The sequence below is a fragment of the Pseudoroseicyclus aestuarii genome (genome assembly GCF_003217255.1).
GTDB classification, from domain to species: domain Bacteria; phylum Pseudomonadota; class Alphaproteobacteria; order Rhodobacterales; family Rhodobacteraceae; genus Pseudoroseicyclus; species Pseudoroseicyclus aestuarii.
The window spans coordinates 463,209-485,571 of record NZ_QJTE01000003.1 but is presented as its reverse complement, the minus strand read 5'-3'; the positions used below and the strand labels follow the sequence as shown (position 1 = coordinate 485,571).

25 protein-coding genes and 1 tRNA gene are annotated in these 22,363 nt (G+C 69.4%); 13 read left to right on the top strand and 13 right to left on the bottom strand.

What is annotated here, in order from left to right:
• The first annotated feature begins 27 nt into the window (after positions 1-27).
• From ccmI to DFP88_RS11645, 3 genes are read left to right on the top strand one after another with little or no spacing between them, the layout of a single operon-like run.
• Positions 28-1,329: a c-type cytochrome biogenesis protein CcmI gene (gene ccmI / locus DFP88_RS11655; protein ID WP_110814676.1), complete on the top strand. Its 1,302-nt coding sequence runs from the start codon at positions 28-30 to the stop codon at positions 1,327-1,329.
• Positions 1,326-1,796 (top strand): Holliday junction resolvase RuvX, encoded by a 471-nt coding sequence (gene ruvX, locus DFP88_RS11650; protein WP_110814674.1) that lies wholly within the window; start codon positions 1,326-1,328, stop codon positions 1,794-1,796. The genes ccmI and ruvX overlap by 4 nt, the downstream gene beginning before the upstream one ends.
• Positions 1,796-2,023, top strand: coding sequence for a DUF1289 domain-containing protein (locus tag DFP88_RS11645; RefSeq protein ID WP_110814672.1), 228 nt, complete (start codon positions 1,796-1,798; stop codon positions 2,021-2,023). Before ruvX ends, DFP88_RS11645 begins: the two co-directional genes overlap by 1 nt.
• 105 nt (positions 2,024-2,128) lie before the next feature.
• Here the strand turns inward: DFP88_RS11645 and DFP88_RS11640 are convergent, their stop codons facing one another.
• Positions 2,129-2,845, bottom strand: coding sequence for a response regulator (locus tag DFP88_RS11640; protein WP_110814670.1), 717 nt, complete (start codon positions 2,843-2,845; stop codon positions 2,129-2,131).
• Between the two features lie 136 nt (positions 2,846-2,981).
• On the opposite strand from DFP88_RS11640, the gene DFP88_RS11635 reads away from it, so the two are divergent.
• Together DFP88_RS11635 and DFP88_RS11630 are read left to right on the top strand one after the other, a co-directional pair.
• Complete coding sequence (locus DFP88_RS11635; RefSeq protein WP_110814668.1) at positions 2,982-3,287, top strand: DUF1467 family protein; 306 nt, start codon at positions 2,982-2,984, stop codon at positions 3,285-3,287.
• A gap of 87 nt (positions 3,288-3,374) precedes the next feature.
• Positions 3,375-4,013, top strand: a complete 639-nt coding sequence (locus tag DFP88_RS11630; RefSeq protein ID WP_110814848.1) for an MT-A70 family methyltransferase — start codon at positions 3,375-3,377, stop codon at positions 4,011-4,013.
• An 84-nt stretch (positions 4,014-4,097) separates the two neighbouring features.
• Here the strand turns inward: DFP88_RS11630 and DFP88_RS11625 are convergent, their stop codons facing one another.
• The 4 genes from DFP88_RS11625 to DFP88_RS11610 are packed head-to-tail and all read right to left on the bottom strand — an operon-like array spanning position 4,098 to position 8,516.
• Entirely contained in the window at positions 4,098-4,865 is a 768-nt protein-coding gene (locus tag DFP88_RS11625; RefSeq protein ID WP_110814667.1) for a BglII/BstYI family type II restriction endonuclease, read from the bottom strand.
• Positions 4,865-6,640, bottom strand: a complete 1,776-nt coding sequence (aspS, locus tag DFP88_RS11620; RefSeq protein WP_110814665.1) for an aspartate--tRNA ligase — start codon at positions 6,638-6,640, stop codon at positions 4,865-4,867. The genes DFP88_RS11625 and aspS overlap by 1 nt, the downstream gene beginning before the upstream one ends.
• Positions 6,641-6,693: 53 nt before the next feature.
• Positions 6,694-7,323: an aminotransferase class IV gene (locus tag DFP88_RS11615; RefSeq protein WP_245904787.1), complete on the bottom strand. Its 630-nt coding sequence runs from the start codon at positions 7,321-7,323 to the stop codon at positions 6,694-6,696.
• Entirely contained in the window at positions 7,320-8,516 is a 1,197-nt protein-coding gene (locus DFP88_RS11610; RefSeq protein ID WP_110814663.1) for an aminodeoxychorismate synthase component I, read from the bottom strand. Before DFP88_RS11610 ends, DFP88_RS11615 begins: the two co-directional genes overlap by 4 nt.
• Before the next feature lie 176 nt (positions 8,517-8,692).
• Here DFP88_RS11610 and carB point away from each other — a divergent pair, with 176 nt between their 5' ends.
• Positions 8,693-12,049 carry a carbamoyl-phosphate synthase large subunit gene (gene carB, locus DFP88_RS11605; protein WP_110814661.1) on the top strand — a complete coding sequence of 1,119 codons (3,357 nt, stop codon included), beginning with the start codon at positions 8,693-8,695 and terminating at the stop codon, positions 12,047-12,049.
• Positions 12,050-12,055: 6 nt separating this feature from the next.
• On the opposite strand, the gene DFP88_RS16870 is transcribed toward carB, so the two are convergent.
• The gene (locus DFP88_RS16870) at positions 12,056-12,499 is read right to left on the bottom strand and encodes a hypothetical protein (RefSeq protein WP_146227480.1); all 444 of its coding nucleotides are present in this window, start codon (positions 12,497-12,499) and stop codon (positions 12,056-12,058) included.
• Between the two features lie 11 nt (positions 12,500-12,510).
• On the bottom strand, positions 12,511-13,599 hold the full coding sequence (locus tag DFP88_RS16865) for a hypothetical protein (protein WP_146227478.1): 1,089 nt from the start codon (positions 13,597-13,599) through the stop codon (positions 12,511-12,513).
• Between the two features lie 328 nt (positions 13,600-13,927).
• Between DFP88_RS16865 and DFP88_RS11600 the strand changes: the two genes are divergently transcribed.
• Both DFP88_RS11600 and DFP88_RS11595 read left to right on the top strand, forming a co-directional pair.
• Positions 13,928-14,494 carry an HPF/RaiA family ribosome-associated protein gene (locus DFP88_RS11600; RefSeq protein WP_110814659.1) on the top strand — a complete coding sequence of 189 codons (567 nt, stop codon included), beginning with the start codon at positions 13,928-13,930 and terminating at the stop codon, positions 14,492-14,494.
• Between the two features lie 38 nt (positions 14,495-14,532).
• Positions 14,533-15,120, top strand: a complete 588-nt coding sequence (locus tag DFP88_RS11595) for a thymidine kinase (RefSeq protein WP_110814657.1) — start codon at positions 14,533-14,535, stop codon at positions 15,118-15,120.
• Here the strand turns inward: DFP88_RS11595 and DFP88_RS11590 are convergent.
• Positions 15,117-15,392, bottom strand: coding sequence for a GlsB/YeaQ/YmgE family stress response membrane protein (locus DFP88_RS11590; RefSeq protein WP_110814654.1), 276 nt, complete (start codon positions 15,390-15,392; stop codon positions 15,117-15,119). The two genes, DFP88_RS11595 and DFP88_RS11590, sit on opposite strands and share 4 nt — an antisense overlap.
• Positions 15,393-15,514: 122 nt before the next feature.
• Here DFP88_RS11590 and DFP88_RS11585 point away from each other — a divergent pair, with 122 nt between their 5' ends.
• From DFP88_RS11585 to DFP88_RS11570, 4 genes are all read left to right on the top strand, one after another.
• On the top strand, positions 15,515-15,988 hold the full coding sequence (locus tag DFP88_RS11585; RefSeq protein ID WP_110814653.1) for a YdcF family protein: 474 nt from the start codon (positions 15,515-15,517) through the stop codon (positions 15,986-15,988).
• Between the two features lie 76 nt (positions 15,989-16,064).
• Positions 16,065-16,140: transfer RNA gene (locus DFP88_RS11580), tRNA-Ala, on the top strand.
• Between the two features lie 289 nt (positions 16,141-16,429).
• Positions 16,430-16,873: an OmpA family protein gene (locus DFP88_RS11575; protein WP_110814651.1), complete on the top strand. Its 444-nt coding sequence runs from the start codon at positions 16,430-16,432 to the stop codon at positions 16,871-16,873.
• 1 nt (position 16,874) lies between these two features.
• Complete coding sequence (locus DFP88_RS11570) at positions 16,875-18,086, top strand: tetratricopeptide repeat protein (RefSeq protein ID WP_110814649.1); 1,212 nt, start codon at positions 16,875-16,877, stop codon at positions 18,084-18,086.
• Here DFP88_RS11570 and DFP88_RS11565 read toward each other — a convergent pair.
• The gene (locus DFP88_RS11565; RefSeq protein ID WP_110814647.1) at positions 18,029-19,243 is read right to left on the bottom strand and encodes a hypothetical protein; all 1,215 of its coding nucleotides are present in this window, start codon (positions 19,241-19,243) and stop codon (positions 18,029-18,031) included. The genes DFP88_RS11570 and DFP88_RS11565 overlap by 58 nt on opposite strands.
• Positions 19,244-19,389: 146 nt before the next feature.
• On the opposite strand from DFP88_RS11565, the gene DFP88_RS11560 reads away from it, so the two are divergent.
• Positions 19,390-20,103: a hypothetical protein gene (locus DFP88_RS11560; RefSeq protein WP_110814645.1), complete on the top strand. Its 714-nt coding sequence runs from the start codon at positions 19,390-19,392 to the stop codon at positions 20,101-20,103.
• On the opposite strand, the gene ureG is transcribed toward DFP88_RS11560, so the two are convergent.
• From ureG to DFP88_RS11540, 4 genes are read right to left on the bottom strand one after another with little or no spacing between them, the layout of a single operon-like run.
• Positions 20,100-20,711 (bottom strand): urease accessory protein UreG, encoded by a 612-nt coding sequence (ureG, locus tag DFP88_RS11555; protein WP_110814643.1) that lies wholly within the window; start codon positions 20,709-20,711, stop codon positions 20,100-20,102. The genes DFP88_RS11560 and ureG overlap by 4 nt on opposite strands.
• Positions 20,708-21,121: a hypothetical protein gene (locus tag DFP88_RS11550; RefSeq protein ID WP_110814641.1), complete on the bottom strand. Its 414-nt coding sequence runs from the start codon at positions 21,119-21,121 to the stop codon at positions 20,708-20,710. Before DFP88_RS11550 ends, ureG begins: the two co-directional genes overlap by 4 nt.
• Complete coding sequence (locus tag DFP88_RS11545; RefSeq protein WP_110814640.1) at positions 21,118-21,756, bottom strand: urease accessory protein UreF; 639 nt, start codon at positions 21,754-21,756, stop codon at positions 21,118-21,120. The genes DFP88_RS11550 and DFP88_RS11545 overlap by 4 nt, the downstream gene beginning before the upstream one ends.
• 3 nt (positions 21,757-21,759) lie before the next feature.
• Entirely contained in the window at positions 21,760-22,338 is a 579-nt protein-coding gene (locus tag DFP88_RS11540) for an urease accessory protein UreE (RefSeq protein ID WP_110814638.1), read from the bottom strand.
• Between the last annotated feature and the right edge of the window lie 25 nt (positions 22,339-22,363).

Sequence of the window (22,363 nt, the reverse complement as noted above, 5' to 3'; positions counted from 1 at the left end):
GCCCATGCCGCCGTGCGAAAGGATCCCATGCTGTTCTGGATTACCGCCATCCTGCTTGCCCTGCTCGTCGGCGCGGCGCTGGCCGCGGCGCTGCTGCGCCGCCAGGCCGGGCCCGCCGCACCCGAGGCGCCCGGCGCGAGCGATGACGCGGCCTTCTACCGTGCGCAGATGGCCGAGATCGACCGCGACCTCGACCGCGGGCTGATCGCCCCCGAGGAGGCAGAGCAGGCCCGCACCGAGATCGCGCGCCGGCTGCTGGCCGCAAGCCGCGGCGGCGCAGCGGGGCCCGCCCCGGCGGGCCGCCGCGCCAGCCTTGTCGCGGCAGCCGCCATCGGCCTGCTGCTGCTGGTCGGCGTGCCGCTGCTCTATGCCGCGCTCGGCCAGCCCGGCGCCGCCGACCGTCCCCGCGCCGCCCGCCTGGCCGAGGCCGAGGCCCTGCGGGACAGCCGCCCGAGCCAGGCCGAGGCCGAGGCGGCGGCCCCTGCCCGGCCGATGCCCGAGGCCGATCCCGCTTACCTCGAGAGCGTCGCGCGCCTGCGCGAGGTCGTGCCGACCCGCCCCGAGGATCTGACCGGCTGGCAGCTTCTGTCGCAGCACGAGGCCAACCTCGGGCAATATGCCGCCGCCGCCCGCGCGCAGGAGCAGGTGATCGCCCTACTGGGCGAGTCCGCGGGCCCCGAGGATCGCATCGCGCTGGCCGACCGGCTGGTCGCCGCCGCGAACGGCGTCGTCACGCGGCAGACGGAGGCCCTGCTCCAGCAGGTGCTGGAGGTGAGGCCGCAGGATTCGGCGGCGCTGTACTACATGGGGCTGCTTTACGCGCAGACCGGGCGGCCCGACCTCGCCTTCCGCGCCTGGCGCGAGGCGGTCGAGACCGGCGCGCCCGGATCGCCGCATGTCGCCCTCGCACGCGCGCAGGTCGAGGATGCGGCCGATGCCGCCGGGGTGCCCTATACGCCGCCCGCCATGCCGGCGCCAAGCGCACCGCCGGTGCTGACGGATCCCGATCAGCCCGGCCCCACGGCTGAAGATCTTCAGGCGGCGCAGGATCTGACGCCCGAGCAGCAGCAGGAGATGGCGCGCGGCATGGTCGAGCGGCTTGCCGCGCGGCTGGCCGAGCAGGGCGGCCCCGCAACCGACTGGGCGCGGCTGATCCGCACCCTTGGCGTGCTGGGCGAGACGGAGCGCGCCGCGGCGATCTGGGCCGAGGCCGAGACCGTCTTCGCCGGCACCGAGGGGCTGGAGGCGATCCGCGAGGCCGCGCGCGCGGCCGGCATCGACACCGAGGCCGAGATCGACCTCACCCCGGGCGCGGAGGGCGCGGAATGATCCACGAGGATGCCGAAGCCTTCGCCGCCGTACTGCCGCGCGGCGCGCTGGCGGCGCTGGATCTGGGCACCAAGACCATCGGCCTCGCCGTCTCGGACGGGATGCGCCATGTCGCGACGCCGCTGACGACCATCAGGCGCAAGAAGTTCGGGGTGGATGCGCAGGCCCTGCTGGCGGCGCTGGAAAGCCGGGCGCCGGTGGGGCTGGTTCTGGGACTGCCGCGCAACATGGACGGCAGCGAGGGTCCGCGCGCGCAATCGACCCGCGCCTTCGCCCGCAACCTCTCGGCCCTGACGCCGCTGCCGATGATGCTCTGGGACGAGCGGCTCTCCACCGTGGCGGCCGAGCGCGCGCTGATCGAGGCGGATGCCTCGCGCCGGCGGCGCGGTGAGGTTATCGATCACGTCGCGGCGGGCTACATCCTTCAGGGCCTGCTCGACCGGCTGGCCCATATGGAGGGACGCTGATGCCCGATGCCCTGCCCCCAGAGGACGCCCAGGACCCCTGCGTCAAGATCTGCCGGATCGATCCGGCCAGCGGATTGTGCACCGGCTGCCGCCGCACGACGCGTGAGATCGCGACATGGCGCGCGATGAGCACCGAGGAGCGGCGCGAAGTCCTAGCCGAGCTGCCCACCCGCCGGGCCAGCCCGGCGCGCCGCCGCGGCCGCGCCACCCGCAGGAGCGAGGGCTGAGCGCAGCCTTGTCGCCACCCCGAGGGGGAGGCGACCTTCGGGGGCATCGAGCCCCCTCGCCCGCCCGGCCGCCTGCGCGGCCGCCCCCAAGGCCTGAACCGAGACCTACACCATCCCCGCCCCTTCGAGGCGCGAATCGACCAGCGCGGCGAGTTCGGACATCCGCGCCCGCGCGGCCTCGGAGCTGCGCGCCTCGGCGAAGGCGCTGACGGCGGACCAGAGCGGGGCATCCCCGGCGCTGCGCGCGACGCCGCCCAGGAACTGCGTGATGTAATCGAGCTGCGCCCCTTCGGCGTCGCCTTCGTGCAGGATTCGCGAGACCAGCGACAGATCGTCCCGGAAGGCCACGGGATCGGGATAGACGGCCTCATCCTCGACGGCGCGGGGCCCGTTGGGCCGGACCTCGGACGGCAGGTGCGACAGGATCGCGGCCTGGAACTCTGCCAGGCTGGAGAGGGGCTTTTCCAGAAATCCGTCGGCCCCGGCGGACAGCGCGGCGGACTGCGCGCCGGGATCGCCGCTGGTGCCCAAAAGCACGTCGACGCGGGGGGCGGCGACGGCCAGCTCGGCGATCAGCTCGGCGCCGGAGCCGTCGGGCAGGCCCAGATCGACGACCACCACCGTCGGGCGGTAGACGCAGAGATGGCGCCGCGCGCTTTGCAGGCTGTCGGCGCGGCGGATGCGCGCGCCCGAGCGCAGGCAGAGCAGACGCATCGCCTCGGAGGCGAAGCGGCTGTCCTCGACCAGCAGGACGGTCGTGCCCAGCAGGGGCCGGGCAGCGGTGGCGGGACGTGTCTTCAGGAAGTCGTCGAGCGATGGCATGGCAGCGACCCTTGCGAATGGGAGACGCCCCGAGCCTGCCGCGTCTTGGTGAAGGAAGACTTAAGCCGCGCCCGGCCTTGCGCGCTGCGGCGCCCGCGCGATATGGCGGCGGCAGCCGAGATCGAGGAGACGCGAGATGTCCATCACCGCCGCCGCCGTCCTCTTTGCCGTGTGCTGGTTCATGGTCTTCTTCATCGTGCTGCCGCTGAACCTGACGACGCAGGGCGATGCCGGCACGCGGGTGCCGGGCACGCATGTCTCCTCGCCCGAGGATCTGCGGCTGGGGCGCAAGATGATCGTCACCACGCTGATCGCCCTGCTGGTCTGGGCCGGGCTGGCCTTCGTCATCACCTCGGGCTGGATCGAGATCCGCGACTTCGACTGGTTCGGCGTGCTGGACCGCCACCTGGAGACCACCGGGCAGAGCAGCATCGCGCAGTGAGCCGGGGCGGATGCGGGCAGCGCGGCTGCGGTCGGCCAGGGGCCGATTGTGGTTGTAGGCGGGCGCGAGGACCGCGATATGTCTGACATGAGCGAGGACGCCTCCCACGATCTGCGCCGCGCGCTGGACGGCGCGCGCTTCGGCTGCGTCATGGCCGATCCGCCCTGGCGCTTTGCCAACAGGACCGGGAAGGTCGCGCCGGAGCACCGGCGGCTGTCGCGCTATCCCACCATGAACCTGGACGAGATCTGCGCCCTGCCGGTGGCCGAGCACCTTCAGGACAAGGCGCATTGCTACGTCTGGGTGCCCAATGCGCTGCTGCCCGAGGGGCTGGCCGTGCTGTCCGCCTGGGGGTTCGAGTACAAGTCGAACATCGTCTGGCACAAGGTGCGCAAGGACGGCGGCTCAGACGGGCGGGGCGTCGGCTTCTACTTTCGCAACGTGACGGAGCTGCTGCTCTTCGGCACCCGCGGAAAGGGCGCCCGCACGCTGGGGCCGGGCCGCAGCCAGGTCAACATGATGCAGACCCGCAAGCGCGAGCATTCGCGCAAGCCCGACGAGCAGTACGAGCTGATCGAGAGCTGCTCCTGGGGGCCCTACCTCGAGCTTTTCGGGCGCGGCGTCAGGCCGGGCTGGACCGTCTGGGGCAACCAGGCGGACGAGAGCTACAAGCCGGACTGGAAGACCTACGGCTACAACTCCGGCAGCGACCTGGCCGCCGAGTAGCATCGAGTAGCGCCGGGCCGCGCGCGGGCCGAGGCCGGGGCCTCCGGCGGGGATATTTTCAAAGAGAAGACAGGGGGCGCGCGCTCAGAGCGGCAGGCGCGGGGCGTCGCCGGGAAGCGGGTCATCGGTGAAGATCGCCGCCGGCAGGCCGATGAGCAGCAGCGGGCAGGGATTGCCGACGCCGCGGTCGACGCGGGCGCGCAGCTTGTCCCAATGGGTCGAGGCCTGGCCGTACTTGCTGGTGACGAAATTGCGGGTAAAGGCCTCGGCGAAGGGGATGCCGCGGGCGACCATCCGCGCCACGGCGCGGCGCTGGGCCTGCGTGCGCTCGTCGATGCCGTAGCGCGCGAGGCCGGCCTCGTCCGCGACACCGTCGGCCTCGAGCCGGCCCTTGATGCGGCGCGAGAAGGCCTCCTGCATGGAGGCGCCGCGGGTGACGACGATGCCGGCGCTGAGGGCGGACTGCATGTGCAGGCGCTGGAAGTTCTCGAGGTCGCGGTCGTAGAAGGCGTCCTTGTTGTTCCACTCGATCTCGAGGGCCAGCCGCCCGGCGGGCGCGCTGCGGACATGGTCGACCTCGTGGCCGATCGCCTCGCGCTCGATCCCGTCGACGATGGTCTGCACGGTGAAGACATGCTTGGGCCAGCCGCGCCGGGTCAGGTCGCGGCGCAGGCGCTGGGTGAAGGCGGCCTCTCCGCCGCCCGAGGAGATCAGCTCGGCCACGCCGATGCGGAAGTCCAGAAGCACCGCGGCCAGCTCGTCGAGCTGGCCGGGAAAGTCGTGCAGCAGGATGGCCTCGGCATGGTTCTTGGTCAGAACGTCGAAGCCGGCCTCGCGCAGGCGGGAGAGCATCAGCTTTCCGGCGGCAGCACCCGCAGCCGCAGCTCGCGCAGCTGGGCGGGCGTCGGGTCGGACGGCGCGTCCATCATCAGGTCCTCGGCGCGCTGGTTCATCGGGAAGAGGATCACCTCGCGGATGTTCTCTTCCTCGGCCAGCAGCATGACGATGCGGTCGATGCCGGCGGCGCATCCCCCGTGCGGCGGGGCGCCGTACTGGAAGGCATTGACCATGCCGCCGAAGCGCTTGCGCACCTCCTCCTCGCCGTAGCCGGCAAGCTCGAAGGCCTTGAACATGATCTCGGGCTTGTGGTTCCGGATCGCGCCCGAGATCAGCTCGTAGCCGTTGCAGGCGAGGTCGTACTGGAAGCCCAGCACCTTCAGCGGATCGCCATCCAGCGCCGCGCGGCCGCCCTGCGGCATCGAGAAGGGGTTGTGGCTGAAGTCGATGCCGCCCTCGTCGTCCTTCTCGTACATCGGGAAATCGACGATCCAGGCAAAGGCGTAGCGGTCCTGCTCGGTCAGGCCGAGCTCGTCGCCGATCACCGTGCGGGCGCGGCCCGCGACACGCTCGAAGGCCTCGGGCTTGCCGCCGAGGAAGAACGCCGCATCGCCGATGCCGAGGCCCAGCTGCTGGCGGATCGCCTCGGTCCGCTCGGGGCCGATGTTCTTGGCCAGCGGGCCGGCGGCCTCGATGCCCTCTCCCTGGTCGCGCCAGAAGATGTAGCCCATCCCGGGCAGACCTTCCTTCTGGGCAAAGGCGTTCATCCGGTCGCAGAACTTGCGCGAGCCGCCCGTGGGCGCCGGGATCGCGCGGACCTCCGTCCCCTCCTGCTCGAGCAGCTTGGCGAAGATGGCGAAGCCGGAGCCGCGGAAATGCTCCGACGCGTCCTGCATCTTGATGGGGTTCCTGAGGTCGGGCTTGTCGGTGCCGTACCACAGGGCAGAATCGGCGTAGGAGATCTGCTCCCAGGTCGCATCGACGCGCTTGCCGCCGCCGAATTCCTCGAAGACGCCCTGGATCACCGGCTGGATGGTGTCGAAGACGTCCTGCTGCTCGACGAAGGACATCTCCATGTCGAGCTGGTAGAAGTCGGTCGGGCTGCGGTCGGCGCGCGGATCCTCATCGCGGAAGCAGGGCGCGATCTGGAAGTAGCGGTCGAAGCCCGAGACCATGAGCAGCTGCTTAAACTGCTGCGGCGCCTGCGGCAGCGCGTAGAACTTGCCCGGATGCAGGCGCGAGGGCACGAGGAAGTCGCGCGCGCCCTCGGGGCTGCTCGCGGTGATGATCGGCGTCTGGTACTCGCGGAAGCCCTGGTCCCACATCCGCTGCCGGATGGAGCGGACGACGTCCGAACGCAGGGTCATGTTGCGCTGCATCTGCTCGCGCCGCAGGTCGAGGTAGCGATAGCGCAGGCGCGTCTCCTCGGGGTATTCCTGATCGCCGAAGACCTGCAGCGGCAGCTCCTTCGCGGCGCCCAGCACCTCCATGCCGGTGGCGAAGACCTCGATCTCTCCGGTCGGCAGCTTGGGGTTCACGAGGGCCGCGTCGCGCGCCTTCACGGTGCCGTCGATGCGCACGCACCATTCGGCGCGCAGCTTTTCAACGTCCTTGAAGACCGGGCTGTCGGGATCGCAGAGCACCTGCGTGACGCCGTAGTGGTCGCGCAGGTCGATGAAGAGGATGCCGCCGTGGTCACGGATGCGGTGCACCCAGCCGGACAGGCGGACCGTCTCTCCGACGTCCGAGGCGCGCAGATCGGCGCAGGTTTTCGTGCGATAGGCGTGCATGTCGGCTCCCGGTGCTGGCTGCCGCGCCGATACAGCCCCCGAGGGGGCGGATGTCAAGCGAGGCGCGCCGGAATGAGGCCGCGCAGCGCGTTTCCCATCCAGATCCGCCGCGCCGAAGCGAGGTCATCCGGCCGCAGAACCGCCTCGCGCCAGCCCTGCCCCAGCAGCGCCTCGCGCAGCACCCCCGGCAGAAGGCCCGCGCCCAGCGCCGGGGTCAGGAACGCGCCCGCCGCCGTTTCGACAAACAGGGTCGAGATCGCGCCCTCGCACAGCTCGCCGCGGGTATTCAGGAACAGGGCCTCGTCCACCCCCTCGGGCAGCGCCGCCCGCGCCGCGTCGTAAAGCGCGCGCCGCGTCGTCTTGATGCGCAGCCAGGGGTCGCCCGGGTCCAGCCGCTCCTCAGCCAGCCGCAGCCGCCACGCCGCCACCGGCGCCGGCATCGCGAAGCGCTCGAGGCGCAGCCCACCAACCACATCCAGCGTCAGCCGCAGCCGCAGAGGATGCGGGCCCTCGACCTGTGCAAGCAGGCCCTCCGCCACGCCAGAGGCCAGCGGATAGCCCAGCTGCCGGGCAGTGCGCTCCAGCCGCGCCAGATGCAGCGGCGCGTGGCGCACGCCCTCGCCGGGGCGCCAACCCATGGTCTCGAGGATGCGCGGGGCCTGCCCCGCCTCGGCGCCCGTCACAGGACAGGCCCGCCGCCGGCAGGCGGCCCGGCCATGGGGGGCTCAATGCCCCCCTTGGCCGGTCCCCCCGGACCTTCGGCGAAGCGGGTCTTCCACAGCACCTCCTGCCATTCCTCTTCGGCCCGACTGTCCCAGACAATGCCGCCCCCGGCGTTCAGCACCGCCCTCCCCTCCTCGACGAGCAGCGTGCGGATCGCCACGTTGAAGGCGGCGCGCAGCCCGCCGCCGGCCTCTGTCGGCGCGGCCCAGCCGAGGCTGCCGCAATAGGCCTCGCGCGGGCTGCTCTCCAATTCGGCGATGATCTCCATCGCCCGCAGCTTCGGCGCCCCGGTGATCGAGCCGCAGGGGAAGAGCGCCCGCAGCACCGCGCCAAGACCGGTGCCGGGCGCCAGCCGTCCGGTGATCCGGCTGACCATCTGGTGCACGGTCGCAAAGCTCTGCACCTCGAAAAGGCGTGGCACGCGGACCGTGCCGGGCTGGCAGATCCGGCTCAGGTCGTTGCGCAGCAGATCGACGATCATCAGGTTCTCGGCCCGCATCTTGGGATCCTCCGCCAGGTGCCGGCGCAGAAGCGCATCTTCAGCCGCATCCGCGCCGCGCGGCTGGGTGCCCTTCATCGGCCATGTCTCGATCGCGCCGCCGCTGGCCCGGAAGAACAGCTCGGGCGAGCGGCTGAGCACGGCCGGCAGCCCTGCGACATCGAGGCGCGCGCCCTGCGGCGCCGGCTGCCGCGCCTCGAGCCAGGCCCAGAGCTGATCGGGGGTGCCCCGCGCCTCGGCGGTGAAGGGCAGCGTCAGGTTGGCCTGGTAGATGTCGCCCGCCTCGATGTAGCGGCGGATACGCGCCACGGCCTGCGCGTGGCGCGCCGCATCCCAAGCCGGGCGCAGCGGCCTCAGTCCCGTGCCTGCGCGCAGGGCTGGCAGCGGCGGCGCCGGTGCCCAGCCTTCGTAAAGGCCGAAGAGCAGGAGCGGCATGCGCCGGGCGCGCGGCATCAGCCGCGCCAGCCGCGGCTCGAGCGCGTAGCCCAGCTCGTAGCCGGCGAGGCCCGCGGTCCAGAGGCCTTGCCCCAGGCCCTCGTCCAGCGCCTCAAGCGCCAGCGCCACCTCCTCGGGGTGATCGGCGCGGATCAGCCGTAGCGGCCGGTCGAAGACCGCGCGCCCGCCCTCCGGTCCCTCGTTGACCTCGACCCGCACCAGTTCCGTCCTCCTGCCCGCCTGAACGCCCTCGGCGCAGCCATAGCGCGCGGCGCCGGCGCGGCAAAGCGGGCGCGGACCGCAAGGCTTGCGCCCGGCGGCGCCGTCACTATAACGCCGGACGATTTGCCGCCTGCTAGCCGATGATCTGGCCCCTCCGGGCCGAAGGGGATCCCATGCCGAAAAGAACCGACATCCACTCGATCATGATCATCGGGGCGGGTCCGATCATCATCGGCCAGGCCTGCGAGTTCGATTACTCCGGCGCCCAGGCCTGCAAGGCGCTGCGCGAAGAGGGCTACCGGGTGATCCTGGTGAACTCCAACCCCGCGACGATCATGACCGATCCGGGCCTTGCGGACGCCACCTACATCGAGCCGATCACCCCCGAGATGGTCGCCAAGATCATCGAGAAGGAGCGGCCCGACGCGCTTCTGCCCACCATGGGCGGGCAGACCGGCCTGAACACGGCGCTGGCGCTCGCTGACATGGGCGTGCTCGAGAAATTCAACGTCGAGCTAATCGGCGCCAACCGCGAGGCCATCGAGATGGCCGAGGACCGCGCCCTCTTCCGCGAGGCGATGGACCGCATCGGCCTCGAGAACCCCGCTGCCACGATCATCACCGCGCCCAAGCGCGAGAACGGCAAGCGCGACCTTGCCGCCGGGGTGCAGCTGGCGATCGACGCGCTCGAGGTGGTGGGCCTGCCCGCGATCATCCGCCCCGCCTTCACCATGGGCGGCACCGGCGGCGGCGTCGCCTACAACCGCGACGACTACGAGCGGATCTGCCGCTCGGGCATGGATGCCTCGCCGGTGGGGCAGATCCTCGTCGACGAGTCGTTGCTGGGCTGGAAGGAATACGAGATGGAGGTGGTCCGCGACCGCGCGGACAACGCCATCATCGTCTGCTCGATCGAGAACGTCGATCCGATGGGCGTGCATACCGGCGATTCCATCACCGTCGCCCCGGCGCTGACGCTGACGGACAAGGAATACCAGCAGATGCGCGCGGCCAGCATCGCCGTGCTGCGCGAGATCGGCGTCGAAACCGGCGGATCGAACGTGCAATGGGCGGTGAATCCCGAGAACGGCCGCATGGTCGTGATCGAGATGAACCCGCGCGTCTCGCGCTCCTCGGCACTGGCCTCCAAGGCGACGGGCTTTCCCATCGCCAAGATCGCGGCCAAGCTGGCTGTCGGCTACACGCTGGACGAGCTGGACAACGACATCACCAAGGTGACGCCCGCCAGCTTCGAGCCGACGATCGACTACGTCGTGACCAAGATCCCGCGCTTCGCCTTCGAGAAGTTCCCGGGCGCCAAGGACGACCTGACCACCGCGATGAAGTCGGTGGGCGAGGTCATGGCCGTGGGCCGCACCTTCCACGAGAGCATGCAAAAGGCCCTCGCCGGCCTCGAGACCGGGCTGACCGGTTTTGACGAGATCGCCATCCCCGGCGCGGGCGAGGACAAGGACGGCCATGCTGCCATCGTGAAGGCGCTCAGCCAGGCGACGCCGGACCGGCTGCGGCGGATCGCCCAGGCGATGCGGCACGGGTTGTCGGACCTCGACATCCAGGCCGTGACCCATTTCGACCCCTGGTTCCTCGCCCGCATCCGCGAGATCGTCGAGGCCGAGGCCGAGGTCCGCACCTCCGGCCTGCCGAGCGAGGAAGGCGCGCTGCGCCACCTCAAGATGATGGGCTTCACCGATGCCCGCCTCGCCGCGCTGAGCGATCAGGACGAGGCCGCCGTCCGCGCCGCCCGGATCAAGGCCGGCGTGACGGCCGTCTTCAAGCGCATCGACACCTGCGCCGCCGAGTTCGAGGCGCAGACGCCCTACATGTATTCCACCTACGAGACCCCCGTGATGGGCGAGGTCGAGGACGAGGCGCGTCCCTCTGACCGCAAGAAGGTGGTGATCCTCGGCGGCGGCCCGAACCGGATCGGCCAGGGGATCGAGTTCGACTACTGCTGCTGTCATGCCTGTTTCGCCCTGACCGATCAGGGCTACGAGACGATCATGATCAACTGCAACCCCGAGACGGTCTCGACCGACTACGACACCTCGGACCGCCTCTATTTCGAGCCGCTGACCTTCGAACACGTGATGGAGGTCCTGCGCGTCGAGCAGGAGGCCGGCACGCTGCACGGCGTCATCGTCCAGTTCGGCGGGCAGACCCCGCTGAAGCTGGCGCAGGCGCTCGAGGATGCGGGGATCCCGATCCTCGGCACCACGCCCGACGCCATCGACCTCGCCGAGGACCGCGAGCGGTTCCAGCAGATGGTCCAGAAGCTGGGCCTGCGCCAGCCGGTCAACGGCATCGCCCATACCGACGAGCAGGCCTTCGAGATCGCCTCCGACATTGGCTTCCCGCTCGTGATCCGCCCCTCCTACGTGCTGGGCGGCCGCGCGATGGAGATCGTGCGCGACATGGAGGGGCTCAAGCGCTACATCCGCGACGCCGTCGTCGTCTCGCCGGGCAGCCCGGTGCTTCTGGACAGCTACCTCTCGGGCGCGACCGAGGTTGATGTCGACGCGCTGTGCGACGGCAAGGACGTGCATATCGCCGGCATCATGCAGCACATCGAGGAAGCGGGCGTCCATTCGGGCGATTCCGCCTGCTGCCTGCCGCCGCACAGCCTGCCCGCCGACATGATCGCCGAGATCCGGCGCCAGACGGCGGCCCTCGCGCTCGAGCTGGGCGTGGTCGGCCTGATGAACGTGCAGTTCGCGGTCAAGCCGAACGAGGCCGGCGAGAACGAGGTCTACCTGATCGAGGTGAACCCCCGCGCCAGCCGCACCGTGCCCTTCGTCGCCAAGGCCACCGACAGCGCCATCGCCTCCATCGCCGCACGGCTGATGGCGGGCGAGACGCTGGCCTCCTTCCCGCAGCGGCCGCCCTACGAGAACGTCGATTACGACACCACCCTGCCCTACGCCGATCCGATGACGCTGGCCGATCCGGCCATGCCCTGGTTCAGCGTGAAGGAGGCCGTGCTGCCCTTCGCCCGCTTCCCCGGCGTGGACCCGATCCTCGGGCCGGAGATGCGCTCCACCGGCGAGGTCATGGGCTGGGACCGCAGCTTCCCTCTCGCCTTCCTCAAGGCGCAGATGGGCGCCGGCGTTGACCTGCCGCGCGAGGGGCGTGTCTTCGTCTCGATCCGCGACGCCGACAAGGGCGCGGCCATGGCCGAGGCGGTGCGCATCCTGACGGATCTCGGCTTCGACATCTGCGCCACCCGCGGCACCGCCGCCTGGCTGGCGGAACAGGGCCTGAAGGCCGAGGTGGTGAACAAGGTCTACGAGGGCGGGCTGACCATCGTCGATCGCCTCAAGGACGGCCATGTCGCGCTGCTCTTCAACACCACCGAGGGCGCGCAGGCGGTCGAGGACAGCCGCGAGATGCGCGCCGTCGCCCTGATGGACAAGGTGCCCTACTTCACCACCGCCGCGGGGGCCAATGCCGCGGCGCAGGCGATGAAGGCGCGCGTCGAGGGGGATGTGGGGGTGCGGAGCTTGCAGGCCTAGTCAAGCCTAGGCGTCTTTGGAATTTTTAGGCGAATCAACCACGAAAAATTCTTTGGAGATAAGACCAATCGAAGCGCCGAAGATCAGTTCGATTGCTGCGAAATAGCGCTGAGCCATTTCGACTGGAAAACTCAAACCCCTTATTGATGTCGCGGTCACTATAGCGAATGCAGCGGCGACCAGGACAATCTGTAAAAAATACAATGTTCCGGCGGCTTGGGATGATATAGTTGGCCCATCTTTACTACCTGTATCCCTCATAAGCCAGACTAAGGCGGTCGAAGAGTAGGCGGCAGTAAGTGGCGCAGCTATAGTTAGCAGGTCTAGCGTAGAGCTCCGACTGAAAAAGGCAGCCAGCAGACTTATATAGACCAGCAAGACCACATGAGACACCACCACAAGCGCAGCAATGTTCCGCGTAAAGACAATCCGGAGGCTTGCATTCGCCATGATTACTCCAGTCACGATAAACAAAATTGCTGAAATATGGTATTTAATGAAATAAATTGCTTCACACGTTCATCAAGGTCACCCACAAAACAGGTATCGCTAACATTGGTGATGTCACTTTCTTCAAGCCTACGCATAAACTCCCGGCCAATTTGACTTCCTTCTGATTGAAGATATGCAACCGCCTCAGCAGGTTTATCAAGTGATATCCCAGCCTCAGCAAAAGCCATCTGTTGTGCGCATCCTACCATTGCTCGCAACTGTGTTAGAAAGCGCTGTGGATCGTCGGAGATAGCGTCAGTCGTAGTTGCGTTTTCAAAGCTGCTTAGAACGACTTGAGATATAACTAAACATTGACGAATAAGCTCGTACTTACGACTATGATCCGAGTTTTTTGCACGCTCAATTTGCCCAAGGTACGTGTCCAGAATGATGAAGGTCTGATTGAGGGTAGAGCTGTCTATTTCGCTGAGAGTAAGTGATATCTGACCTACAGCACGGTCAAGTATTGATTCATCGTTGCCGAATTGTTCGCCCCCCCTATCAATTGATATTTTTGTTAAGAACTCTACCTGACCCCGACGGATTTCTTCGAGCAGCTCATCCTGCATCCTCGGCGAAGGGTGGTCCAGCGCTTCGACTGCAAAGATTAAGTCTCTTAATTCATCATCATCCGTCATGTATTCGGCGCTCGTTGCTAAGCCCCTTATAATGCCGCGCAGCCGGACTCTGCTACGTTCGTCGAAGTTGAATCCCGACGCGAGTATAGCTTTCAAAACCTGCAATCGCCAGATGAGGCTTTCGTCAGGCAGAATAAAACTCCAATCAGTCCTGAAAAGATCGAATTGCCCCAAGGAGATTTGCCTCTCATCTGAGGGCGCTAGCCCTACAATTATGGCGCCTTCCCCGCAATCTGATCTATCATACTCAACACTCTTTAGGGGGATGCCGCGCGCACCTTCGGTGGTCGACACCGTCCCAAAAACTAGCAATGGTGGATGGCTATCCGCATCGTCCTCGACAACTACAATGACGGGGTTCAAAATTGATCCCGTTCCAACTGTCCTCATCTGAATCAATCCATTGTCCGTCACCAGCATTTTGAGATCAACTGTTTCGCCGACCCGTATCGATGTTGGAACGACAAATCTGATTGCGAGTTCACATGCGCTCGACGGCCAAGCACCGAAGCATCCCAAGAGTACGATAATTGCAAATCGTACGATTCTGCTGCTATAATTAATGAACATAGCAATCTAACCATTCCGCCAATTACAACTTACGATTGTTAGTCAAATATTTTGTTTATACTATAGGTTGTGATTCTGCAACCTTTCCATCTGTCGTGAAGACACTTCTACTACCTGAGTGGGAGAACCACGGCCCTCTCCATGCGTTCTTCTCTTGTCACAAGACGGGAGAACACCCATGGACACCCCCCTCGAGATCGCCTTCCACAACATGGATCGCTCCGAGCAGCTGGAGGATCGCATCCGCGCCCGCGCGGCGAAGATGGAGCGGTACTACAAGCACATCACCTCGGCGCATGTGGTGATCGAGCCGGCGCAGAAGGCGAAGGCGGCGAACAGGCAGTATCACGTCCGGATCGAAGCGCGGGTGCCGGGCACGGAGCTGGTGGTGAATCAGGACCCCGGCCAGCGGGACCATCACAACCCCTACCAGACCGTCAATGATGCCTTCGACGCGATGGACCGGCAGCTCGAACAATTCAGCCAGACCAAGCGCGGCGAGGTGAAGCGGCTGGACGGGCCGCCCACGGGCCGGGTGCGGCAGCTGTTCAGCGAGTACGGCTTCATCGACACCACCGACGGGCAGGACATCTGGTTCCATCGCGCCAGCGTCGAAGGCGGCGGCTTCGACGATCTGAAGGTCGGCGACCCGGTCGAGCTCTCGATCAGTCAGTCCGGGAACGAGGGGATGGGGCCGCAGGCTTCCTCCGTCAGGCCCACCAGCGCGATGCGCGTCGCGGGCTGACTTGCGAAGCCGGGGGGCGGGGGCTACTCCCCCGCCTCATGGCCAAGCTGCACTTTCACTACTCCACCATGAACGCCGGCAAGTCGACGCTGCTGCTGCAGGCGTCCTACAACTACGTCGAGCGGGGGATGCAGACCTACCTGCTGACCGCGCGGGTGGACGACCGCGCCGGGCCGCAGACCATCGGCAGCCGCATCGGCATCACCGCCCCGGCCGAGACCTTCGGGCCGGAGGACGACCTGTCCGCCCGGATCGCCGCGCGGCTGCAGTCGGGCCCCTGCGCCTGCATCTTCATCGACGAGGCGCAGTTCCTGACGCCCGAGCAGGTCTGGCAGCTGGCCCGCGTGGTCGACGACCTCGACGTGCCGGTGATGTGCTACGGGCTGCGGGTGGATTTCCTCGGGCAGCTCTTCCCGGGCTCTGCCGCGCTTCTGGCGCTGGCCGACGAGATGCGCGAGGTGCGCACCATCTGCCACTGCGGCCGCAAGGCAACCATGGTGGTGCGCAAGGACGCCGCGGGCCAGGTGGTGACCAGCGGCGACCAGATCGAGATCGGCGGCAACGACCGTTACGTCAGCCTTTGCCGCCGTCATTACCGCGAGGCGGTGGGCGACCCCGCTCTCTAGCGCTTGCTGCGGATCGCCAGCACGATGGCCAGGACGACGGCGACGAAGACCGCCGCGGCGATCAGCAGCGCGACCAGCCCGGCGCCGATCACCGCCGTGATCCCCAGCAGCGCCAGCACGAAGGGCGCGGCGATGGCGGCGATCGCGCCGATGATCATGTAGGCGGCCTTGTTGCCGCCGGTAACCAGCCCGGCGACCCAGCCCGCCACGAGGCCGACCAGCGCCAGCAGCACCACCGCGATCCAGCCCAGTGTCTGCAGTACCTCTTCCATCCGTTCACTCCTGTTTTTCCGTTCGCCCCAGCCCCTACCGCGCCGCCGGGGCTGCGCCAAGCGCGGCAGCGCGCTCTTTATCAGGGCTGCGTCGCACGCGGGGGCGCGCTAAGCCCGCAGGCATGACCATCGCCCTCATCCTCGGGGCCGCCGTCTGGGCGGATGGCCCCTCGCCCACGCTGCGGCGCCGCACGGCGCAGGGGGCGGCCCTGTGGCACGCGGGGCGCGTGCGGCACATCGTGCCCTGCGGCGGCCTTGGCCGGCACCCCCCGGCCGAGGCCGAGGTGATGCGCCTCCTGCTGATCGAAGCCGGCGTGCCGGAGAGCGCAATCACGCCAGAGGCCGCGTCGCATACAACGCAGGAGAACATCGCCTTCGCCCTGCCGATCCTTGCCCGCCTCGGCGCCAATCGCGTGATCCTCGTGACGGATGCGCCGCATCTGCCGCGCGCGCTTCTGACGGCGCGGCGCCTGGGCCTTGCCGCCAGGGGCAGCGCCCCGCCTTGGCGCGGCGCCAGCCTGCGCGCGCAGAGCCGCCTCGCCCTGCGCGAGGTGCCCGCCTATGCCGCCTACTGGTGGCGCCTGCCGCGCCGCTAGGCCCCGCTTTCCCCTGCGCCAGCCGCCCGCTCTTGCGCTTGACAGGGGCGGGCCTTCCAGACAAATAGGGCGCCACGGGGCCGTAGCTCAGTTGGGAGAGCGCGTCGTTCGCAATGACGAGGTCAGGGGTTCGATCCCCCTCGGCTCCACCAGACATCCCATCAGGTCACATTCGATACTCTGCCCTCGGGCGGAGCGATCAGGCCGACTCCTCCACTCTCGACCGCTGGTCCTGCCGGCCTCTGCTGATGCCTTTCCTTCGGCAACGGCTGTCTCTGTGACCGAGACCCGCGCGCGGCCCTGACTGGGCCCGCAGCTGCGCCCAGATCTCACAACTGCGCGCGTTGCCACTTTTTCGCCATTATTCGACGCGCCGACGTGTCGCGATGCCCTCGGGCGCGCTACACTGTTCCCGGTGACGAGGATAATGGTGGTACGATCATGACATCTTTGACGATACGGACCTTCACCGCGGCCTGCCTCTCCGGGCTCGTGCTGCTGGCCGCACCGGTGGGCGCGCAGACCGGACCCGAGGATGCCTCGGCCCAGGCCCCGGACGATAGCCTGGCCATCTTCTTCCGCACCGGCAGTGCCCGTGTCGATGCAGACCAGCAGCAGACGCTGGACCAGGCCGCGCGGCTGTTCCGCGAGGGCAGCCCGATCGTGATGATCGTCTCGGGCGGCGCCGATACCGTCGGTGATGCGACCCGCAACCTCGACCTGTCGATCCGCCGCGCGCAGCAGGTTGCCGATGGCCTCGTGGCGCGCGGCATCCCGGCGGAACGGCTGCAGGTTCTGGGACGCGGCAACAGCGAGCTGCCGGTCGAGACCGCCGATGGCGTCGATCAGCGCCTGAACCGGCAGGTGGAGATCACCTGGCGCTGACATGGTTGCGGGCCCGATCAGATGCCTGCTTGTCGCGCTCTTGCTGGCGCCGATCCCGGCCGCCTCGACGGCGCAGCGCGCGCAGCCGACCGGGCAAGAGGCCTTCGACCGGCAGGACTATGCTCTGGCCGCCGAACGCTGGCGCCACGAGGCGGCAGAGGGCGCGCCAGAGGCGGCGCTGGGCCTGGGGCTGATCCATGACCTCGGGATGGGGGTGCCGCGCGATTCCGCCACCGCCCTGCGCTGGTACCTCGAGGCGGCGGGCGCCGGGCTGAGCGAGGCGCAGTTCAACGTCGCCGTGATGCTCGACGCGGGCACCGGCGCCCCGCGCGATGCGGCGGCGGCGGCAACCTGGTATGCCCGCGCCGCCGCGAACGGCAATGAGCGCGCCGGCTACAACATGGGCCTGCTCTACGAGGCCGGCAGCGGCGTGCCGCAAAACCCGGCCATGGCGCGCAGCTGGTACGCCGCGGCGGCGCCGGCCATGTCGGCCGCCGCCGAGCGCCTCTCGGCCCTGCCCGCCCCGGAAGTCGCGGCCCCCCTGCCCGCGCCCCGACCGCTCGTCGGCGCCGTGACCCGCGGCAGCGACCCCCCGCGCGCCGACCTCGTCTGGAGCGTGGCGGCGGGCGCCGGCCCCTTCACCCTGCAAATCGCGCGCGCCCCCTCCGGCGGGACAGAGCCGGGCGCCCCGCTGGTGGTCCGGGGCGAGACGGACCTCAGCGCCCTGTCCCTGCCGCTGCCGCCTGAGGCCGCCGGGCGCGCCCTCGCCTGGCGGGTTGGGCGCGGCACCGAGGAGATCCGCTGGAGCGATTGGGTGGCGCTGACGCCAGGCGCCGCCACCTCGCCCGCGGACAGCGTGCTGATCCTCGTGAACCCGGGCGACGATCCGGGCGCGCTTTACGCGCAGGAGCTGGCAGCGGCGATGCGCGGTGCGGGCGTCGAGGCCGAGGTGCGATCGGCCCCCGCACCGGCCTCGGAGACGCGGGTGGACTACACCGCCGCGGAGAACCGGCCGCTGGCCGAGGCCGTCGCAGCCTCGCTTCCCGTCGTCACGGCGCCCGCGCAGGTTCAGGAGGCGCCGGGCGGCATCGTGCTGCACCTCGTCGGCGGCGGCGCGGTCCTGCCGGCGGGCAAGCCGGACGCCGGCCCGCAGGCTCAGCCGCTGCCGGCCAGCCAGATCTCGACCACGCCGCGCTCCGGCGCCGGGCGATAGGACGAAAAATCGCGCGCCACGGCGCCCAGCGCCTGTGCCAGCCCCTCGGCCCGGGCGGCGTCGCCGGAATGGAAATAGCGCACCTCGCTGCGCTGGGGCCCGAAGGGCGCGGCGGCGCCCTCCTGCGGCGGCTCGGTCTGCACCGGCACGCCCGCCTCCGCCAGGATCGCCCGCGCCGCAGCGAGCGTCGCCCCGGGAAGATCGGCGGCCAGCTTCAGCCGCGCGCCCTGCAGCCGCGGCACGGCAGTCTCGCCCGCGCCCGCCGCGAGCGGCGCCTCGGTCGCCTCGGGCGCCACGAGGGCCGCGCCGGTCCCCGCGCGGGGCGAAAGGGCGCTGGCGGCGGGGCTTTGCGGCAGCTCCGCCGCGCCGGGCGCCTCAAGGCGGGCCGCCAGGGCGGAGGGGACCTGCAGCAGCGCCGGGCGCGGCAGGGGGCGGGTGACGGTGGTCAGGCTGTCCGCCGCCCCGGCCTCGATGCCGCCGGCCCGGATCGGCCCCGTGCCGCCATCCGCCTCTGACCGCTCCTGAAGGGCCGGGGCCTGGGGGCTGCCCTCGCCCTCCTGCGGGGGGGCAAGCTGCGGGCCGCGCGCCAGCGCCTCGGGCGCCGGGGCATCGGGCTGTAGGGCCGCCAGGGGCAGGCGCGCCAGCACATCCTGCAGCGGCAGGCGCAGGGCCAGCACCGTCAGCGCGACCCCGGCCAGAAGACCGACCAGCAGGATGAAGAGGCCGCGCGGCCAGGTCCGGCCTCCCTGCCCCTTGGCCCGCCTTTCGCCCCGCCGCTCGGCTACCAGCGCCGCGGGGGCGGCGGGCGCGGCAGCGCTCCGGCCCGCGGGGCGGGCGGGGCGCACCGGCACGACCCGCTCAGGCGGGGGCGCGGCGGCCTCCTGCGTCTCGGTCGGCGCTTTACGAGGCGAACGGCCCGCGGCAGCGGGGGCCCTCTCCTCGGGCGCCACCTGGCCGGGTTCCTCTGGCGGAACTTGCCGCTCCGCCTCCTCGGCCCCCTCCAGGGATGAAGCACGGGCGGCCAGCACCTTCTCGCGGCGCGCCCGCGCCGCCTCGAGGCGGCGCTGCATCTCGGGGCCGTTCATCATGTCCATGACCCGCTCGTGATCCGCCTTGCGGGCGGCCTCGCGTTGCGGGTCCGGCGGCTCGTCGCTCATCGCGGCCTCGTTCGGGGTCTGACTGCGCCCCCAGTATAGAAATTTGGCCGGGATGGGACAGGGCCATCGCGCCGCGCGGTCTTTCGGCAGCGCCCGGAACACAGTATCGTTCCCGCAAACAAACAAATCCCTACGAGGCAGAGCAGATGATCAGATATTTCGGGGCCGCCCTCATCGCGGCCGGCACCGCCACCGGCGCGGCGCAGGCGCAGGGCTTTTCCGGCGGCGAGCTGTCCGCGCAGACGCAGCTGATGCTGGACGATTTCGAGCTGGGGCGCAGCACCTACTCCGGCTCGCTCGAAGGCGAGGCTTACGGCTTCGGCTTCGCGGGCGACCTGTCGCGCTACAGCTTCGGCATCTTCGACGACAACGCCGGCAACGTCACGCTGCACGGCTTCTACCGGCTGGGCTACGTCGGCACCGCGGGACTGTTCTTCGCGCGCGACTGGCTCGATGGCGATGACGCGAGCCTCTACGGCCTCGAGGGCGCGATGGACCTGCGCGCCGTCTCGCTCGAGGGGTACCTCGGCCAGCGCAAGGGCGATGCCGTGGATGGCACGATGGTCGGCGTCTCGGCCGATGTCGCCTTCGGGCTGGCCTATAGCGCGGGCGCCGATTTCGACTACATCGACGGCGACGACGGCGACAGCCTGCGCCGCATCGCGCTGGGCGGCGAATATGCCCTCGCCGGGGGGCCGCGCCTCTGGGCCGAGATCGGCCAGCAGCAGGCCGAGCGGGACGGCGACAGCGACAGCAGCGCCTTCATCGGCCTCGGCGCGCGGATCGAGTTCGGCCCCGCCAGCGGCACCACCTTCGACCCGCGCAGCCTCTTCGCGCTGGGCGGCGAGATCAGCCGCTAGAGGCCGCCAACCTCTTCGAGCAGGCGCACCACCTCCTCAAGGCCGTCACCGGCCTTGAGGCTGGCGAAGACCACCGGCAGGCCGGGCCGCATCCGCGCCGCATCGCGCGCCATGACTTCAAGGTCGGCGCCGACATGCGGCGCGAGATCGGTCTTGTTGATCACGAGGATATCGCTGCGGGTGATCGCCGGTCCGCCCTTGCGCGGGATCTCCTCTCCGGCGGCGACGTCGATGACGTAAAGCGTCACATCCGCCAGCTCCGGGCTGAAGGTGGCGGACAGATTGTCGCCGCCGCTTTCGATCAGCACGAGGTCGAGGTCCGGGTGCCTTTCCCGCATCTCGGCCACGGCGGCGAGGTTGATGCTCGCATCCTCCCGGATGGCGGTATGCGGGCAGCCCCCCGTCTCGACCCCCATGACCCGGTCCGAGGGCAGGATCTGCATCCGCATCAGCGCCTCGGCATCCTCCTGCGTGTAGATGTCGTTGGTGATCACGGCGAGGCTCAGCCGCTCCTTCAGCGCGCGCGCCAGTTGCGCGGTCAGCGTCGTCTTGCCGGCGCCGACGGGGCCACCGATGCCGACCCGCAGCGGGCCGTTGGGGGAGGTCATTGTTGCACCTCGGCTAGTTTGGATGGGTCAAAGTTGACGATGAAATGCTCGTGGTCCCAGGCCGCTCCGAGAAGGCGATAAACGCCGATCCACTGGCCGGTGCCACCGGAGGCGGCTCCGTTCGCGTTGTAGTACCGCAGGGCGACAGTCGGTGCGGTGCGGAGTGTTTGCCGCCACCTCTCCTGCCTACTCTTCATCCACCAAACGCGGTCCTCGTCCTTAAGCGCACTCAAATCAGGCAGACCCTTGAAGACCCCCTCACTCTCATTCAGATCCGGCCCGCCATGCGGCCTAAGGATAGGGATGAGATCGGCCCCGAGAACGTCTCGGGCCTCTTCGGACTTCGGCGCAGCAAGCCACGAAAATGGACTGCTATGGCCGATCAAGATCTTAGGTGTCTTCTGGATCATGAGCGGAAAATCCTCGATCCCAGTGTTTCGTGCCGCATCATGGCGATGTCGGCGGCAAGGGTGCAGCTTCCAAGGTCCTCGGTATCGGCGCCCTCGGCCTCCTGCGCAAGCGCGAGGCAGTCGGGCGCCAGCGCCGCCAGCACACGCGCACCTGCGGTCTGCCCCAGAGGCATCAGCCGCAGCGCCGCCTGCACCTGCGAGGAGGTGCCGGCCTGCAGGTAAAGCTGAAGGACCGGCCCCGTCGGCAGGCCGGCAAGACCGCTCGCGCGGCCCACGGCGACGGGATAGGGCGCGTCCGGCAGGTCCAACTCCCAGACGGCGCGGGTCGTGGCGGCGAAGGCGGCGCCCAGCGCCCGCGCCTCGGCCCGCCGCTCGGCGGCGGGGGTCAGGGCCGTCGCAAGCTCCGAAAGCGCGGCGAGATCGGCCTCGGGCCGGGCGGCGCAGGCCAGCAGGATCGCGTCGTTGCGCAGGCTGCCCATCGCCAGGGAATCGCGCAGCCATGCCTCCAGCGTCGCGGCATCGCAGACCAGCCCGTCCGCGACCGCCCGCTCCAGCCCCTGCGAGAAGACAAAGCTGCCGACGGGATAGGCGGGCGAGAGCCATTGCGACAGCGTCAGGAAATCGGCGCCGCGCATTGCCTAGTCGTGGTCGTGGGAGTGGGAATGATCGTGGCTATGCCCGTGGTCGTGGCTGTGCCCATGACCATGGCTGTGGCTGTGGCCGTTACCATGGCTGTGGTCGTGGCCATGCTCGTGCCCGCCCTCGGGGCCATGCGAATGGCCCATGGTGCGGCCCTGCCCGTAGGCGCCGCCCTCGGGGGTGAAGGGCTCCACCACCTCGCGGGTCTCGGCGCCAAGCTGGGCCAGCATCCGGGCCATGACGGCGTCGCGCTGGATCAGCAGGCGATCCGCCTCGATCCGGCAGGGGGCGTGGCGGTTGCCGATGTGCCAGGCGAGGCGCGGCAGATCGCCCCGCACCTCGAGCAGTGGCTCGGCGGCGGCGGCGATATCGACCTGCCGGCCGTCGTCCAGCACCAGCGCGTCGCCGGCGTCGAGGCTGACGGTCTCGGCGAGGTCGACCAGCACGGCGGTGCCGTCGTCGCAGGTCACGCGCCGCCGCCGCAGCAACCGTTGCCCGTAATCGAGCGTCAGCTGCAGCGCGCCGGTGGACCCGGCGGCGCGCAGCACCTCATGCGCCCGTGGCGATGCGCCGGTCATCGGCGCACCTGCCCGCCGCGCGGCG

Excerpts from the sequence above, each read along its gene's own strand:
- ccmI (WP_110814676.1), top strand. The coding sequence starts at position 28 with ATGCTGTTCTGGATTACCGCCATCCTGCTTGCCCTGCTCGTCGGCGCG.
- ruvX (WP_110814674.1), top strand. The coding sequence starts at position 1,326 with ATGATCCACGAGGATGCCGAAGCCTTCGCCGCCGTACTGCCGCGCGGC.
- DFP88_RS11645 (WP_110814672.1), top strand. The coding sequence starts at position 1,796 with ATGCCCGATGCCCTGCCCCCAGAGGACGCCCAGGACCCCTGCGTCAAG.
- DFP88_RS11640 (WP_110814670.1), bottom strand. The coding sequence starts at position 2,845 with ATGCCATCGCTCGACGACTTCCTGAAGACACGTCCCGCCACCGCTGCC.
- DFP88_RS11635 (WP_110814668.1), top strand. The coding sequence starts at position 2,982 with ATGTCCATCACCGCCGCCGCCGTCCTCTTTGCCGTGTGCTGGTTCATG.
- DFP88_RS11630 (WP_110814848.1), top strand. The coding sequence starts at position 3,375 with ATGAGCGAGGACGCCTCCCACGATCTGCGCCGCGCGCTGGACGGCGCG.
- DFP88_RS11625 (WP_110814667.1), bottom strand. The coding sequence starts at position 4,865 with ATGCTCTCCCGCCTGCGCGAGGCCGGCTTCGACGTTCTGACCAAGAAC.
- aspS (WP_110814665.1), bottom strand. The coding sequence starts at position 6,640 with ATGCACGCCTATCGCACGAAAACCTGCGCCGATCTGCGCGCCTCGGAC.
- carB (WP_110814661.1), top strand. The coding sequence starts at position 8,693 with ATGCCGAAAAGAACCGACATCCACTCGATCATGATCATCGGGGCGGGT.
- DFP88_RS16870 (WP_146227480.1), bottom strand. The coding sequence starts at position 12,499 with ATGGCGAATGCAAGCCTCCGGATTGTCTTTACGCGGAACATTGCTGCG.
- DFP88_RS16865 (WP_146227478.1), bottom strand. The coding sequence starts at position 13,599 with ATGCTGGTGACGGACAATGGATTGATTCAGATGAGGACAGTTGGAACG.
- DFP88_RS11600 (WP_110814659.1), top strand. The coding sequence starts at position 13,928 with ATGGACACCCCCCTCGAGATCGCCTTCCACAACATGGATCGCTCCGAG.
- DFP88_RS11595 (WP_110814657.1), top strand. The coding sequence starts at position 14,533 with ATGGCCAAGCTGCACTTTCACTACTCCACCATGAACGCCGGCAAGTCG.
- DFP88_RS11590 (WP_110814654.1), bottom strand. The coding sequence starts at position 15,392 with ATGGAAGAGGTACTGCAGACACTGGGCTGGATCGCGGTGGTGCTGCTG.
- DFP88_RS11585 (WP_110814653.1), top strand. The coding sequence starts at position 15,515 with ATGACCATCGCCCTCATCCTCGGGGCCGCCGTCTGGGCGGATGGCCCC.
- DFP88_RS11575 (WP_110814651.1), top strand. The coding sequence starts at position 16,430 with ATGACATCTTTGACGATACGGACCTTCACCGCGGCCTGCCTCTCCGGG.
- DFP88_RS11570 (WP_110814649.1), top strand. The coding sequence starts at position 16,875 with ATGGTTGCGGGCCCGATCAGATGCCTGCTTGTCGCGCTCTTGCTGGCG.
- DFP88_RS11565 (WP_110814647.1), bottom strand. The coding sequence starts at position 19,243 with ATGAGCGACGAGCCGCCGGACCCGCAACGCGAGGCCGCCCGCAAGGCG.
- DFP88_RS11560 (WP_110814645.1), top strand. The coding sequence starts at position 19,390 with ATGATCAGATATTTCGGGGCCGCCCTCATCGCGGCCGGCACCGCCACC.
- ureG (WP_110814643.1), bottom strand. The coding sequence starts at position 20,711 with ATGACCTCCCCCAACGGCCCGCTGCGGGTCGGCATCGGTGGCCCCGTC.
- DFP88_RS11550 (WP_110814641.1), bottom strand. The coding sequence starts at position 21,121 with ATGATCCAGAAGACACCTAAGATCTTGATCGGCCATAGCAGTCCATTT.
- DFP88_RS11545 (WP_110814640.1), bottom strand. The coding sequence starts at position 21,756 with ATGCGCGGCGCCGATTTCCTGACGCTGTCGCAATGGCTCTCGCCCGCC.
- DFP88_RS11540 (WP_110814638.1), bottom strand. The coding sequence starts at position 22,338 with ATGACCGGCGCATCGCCACGGGCGCATGAGGTGCTGCGCGCCGCCGGG.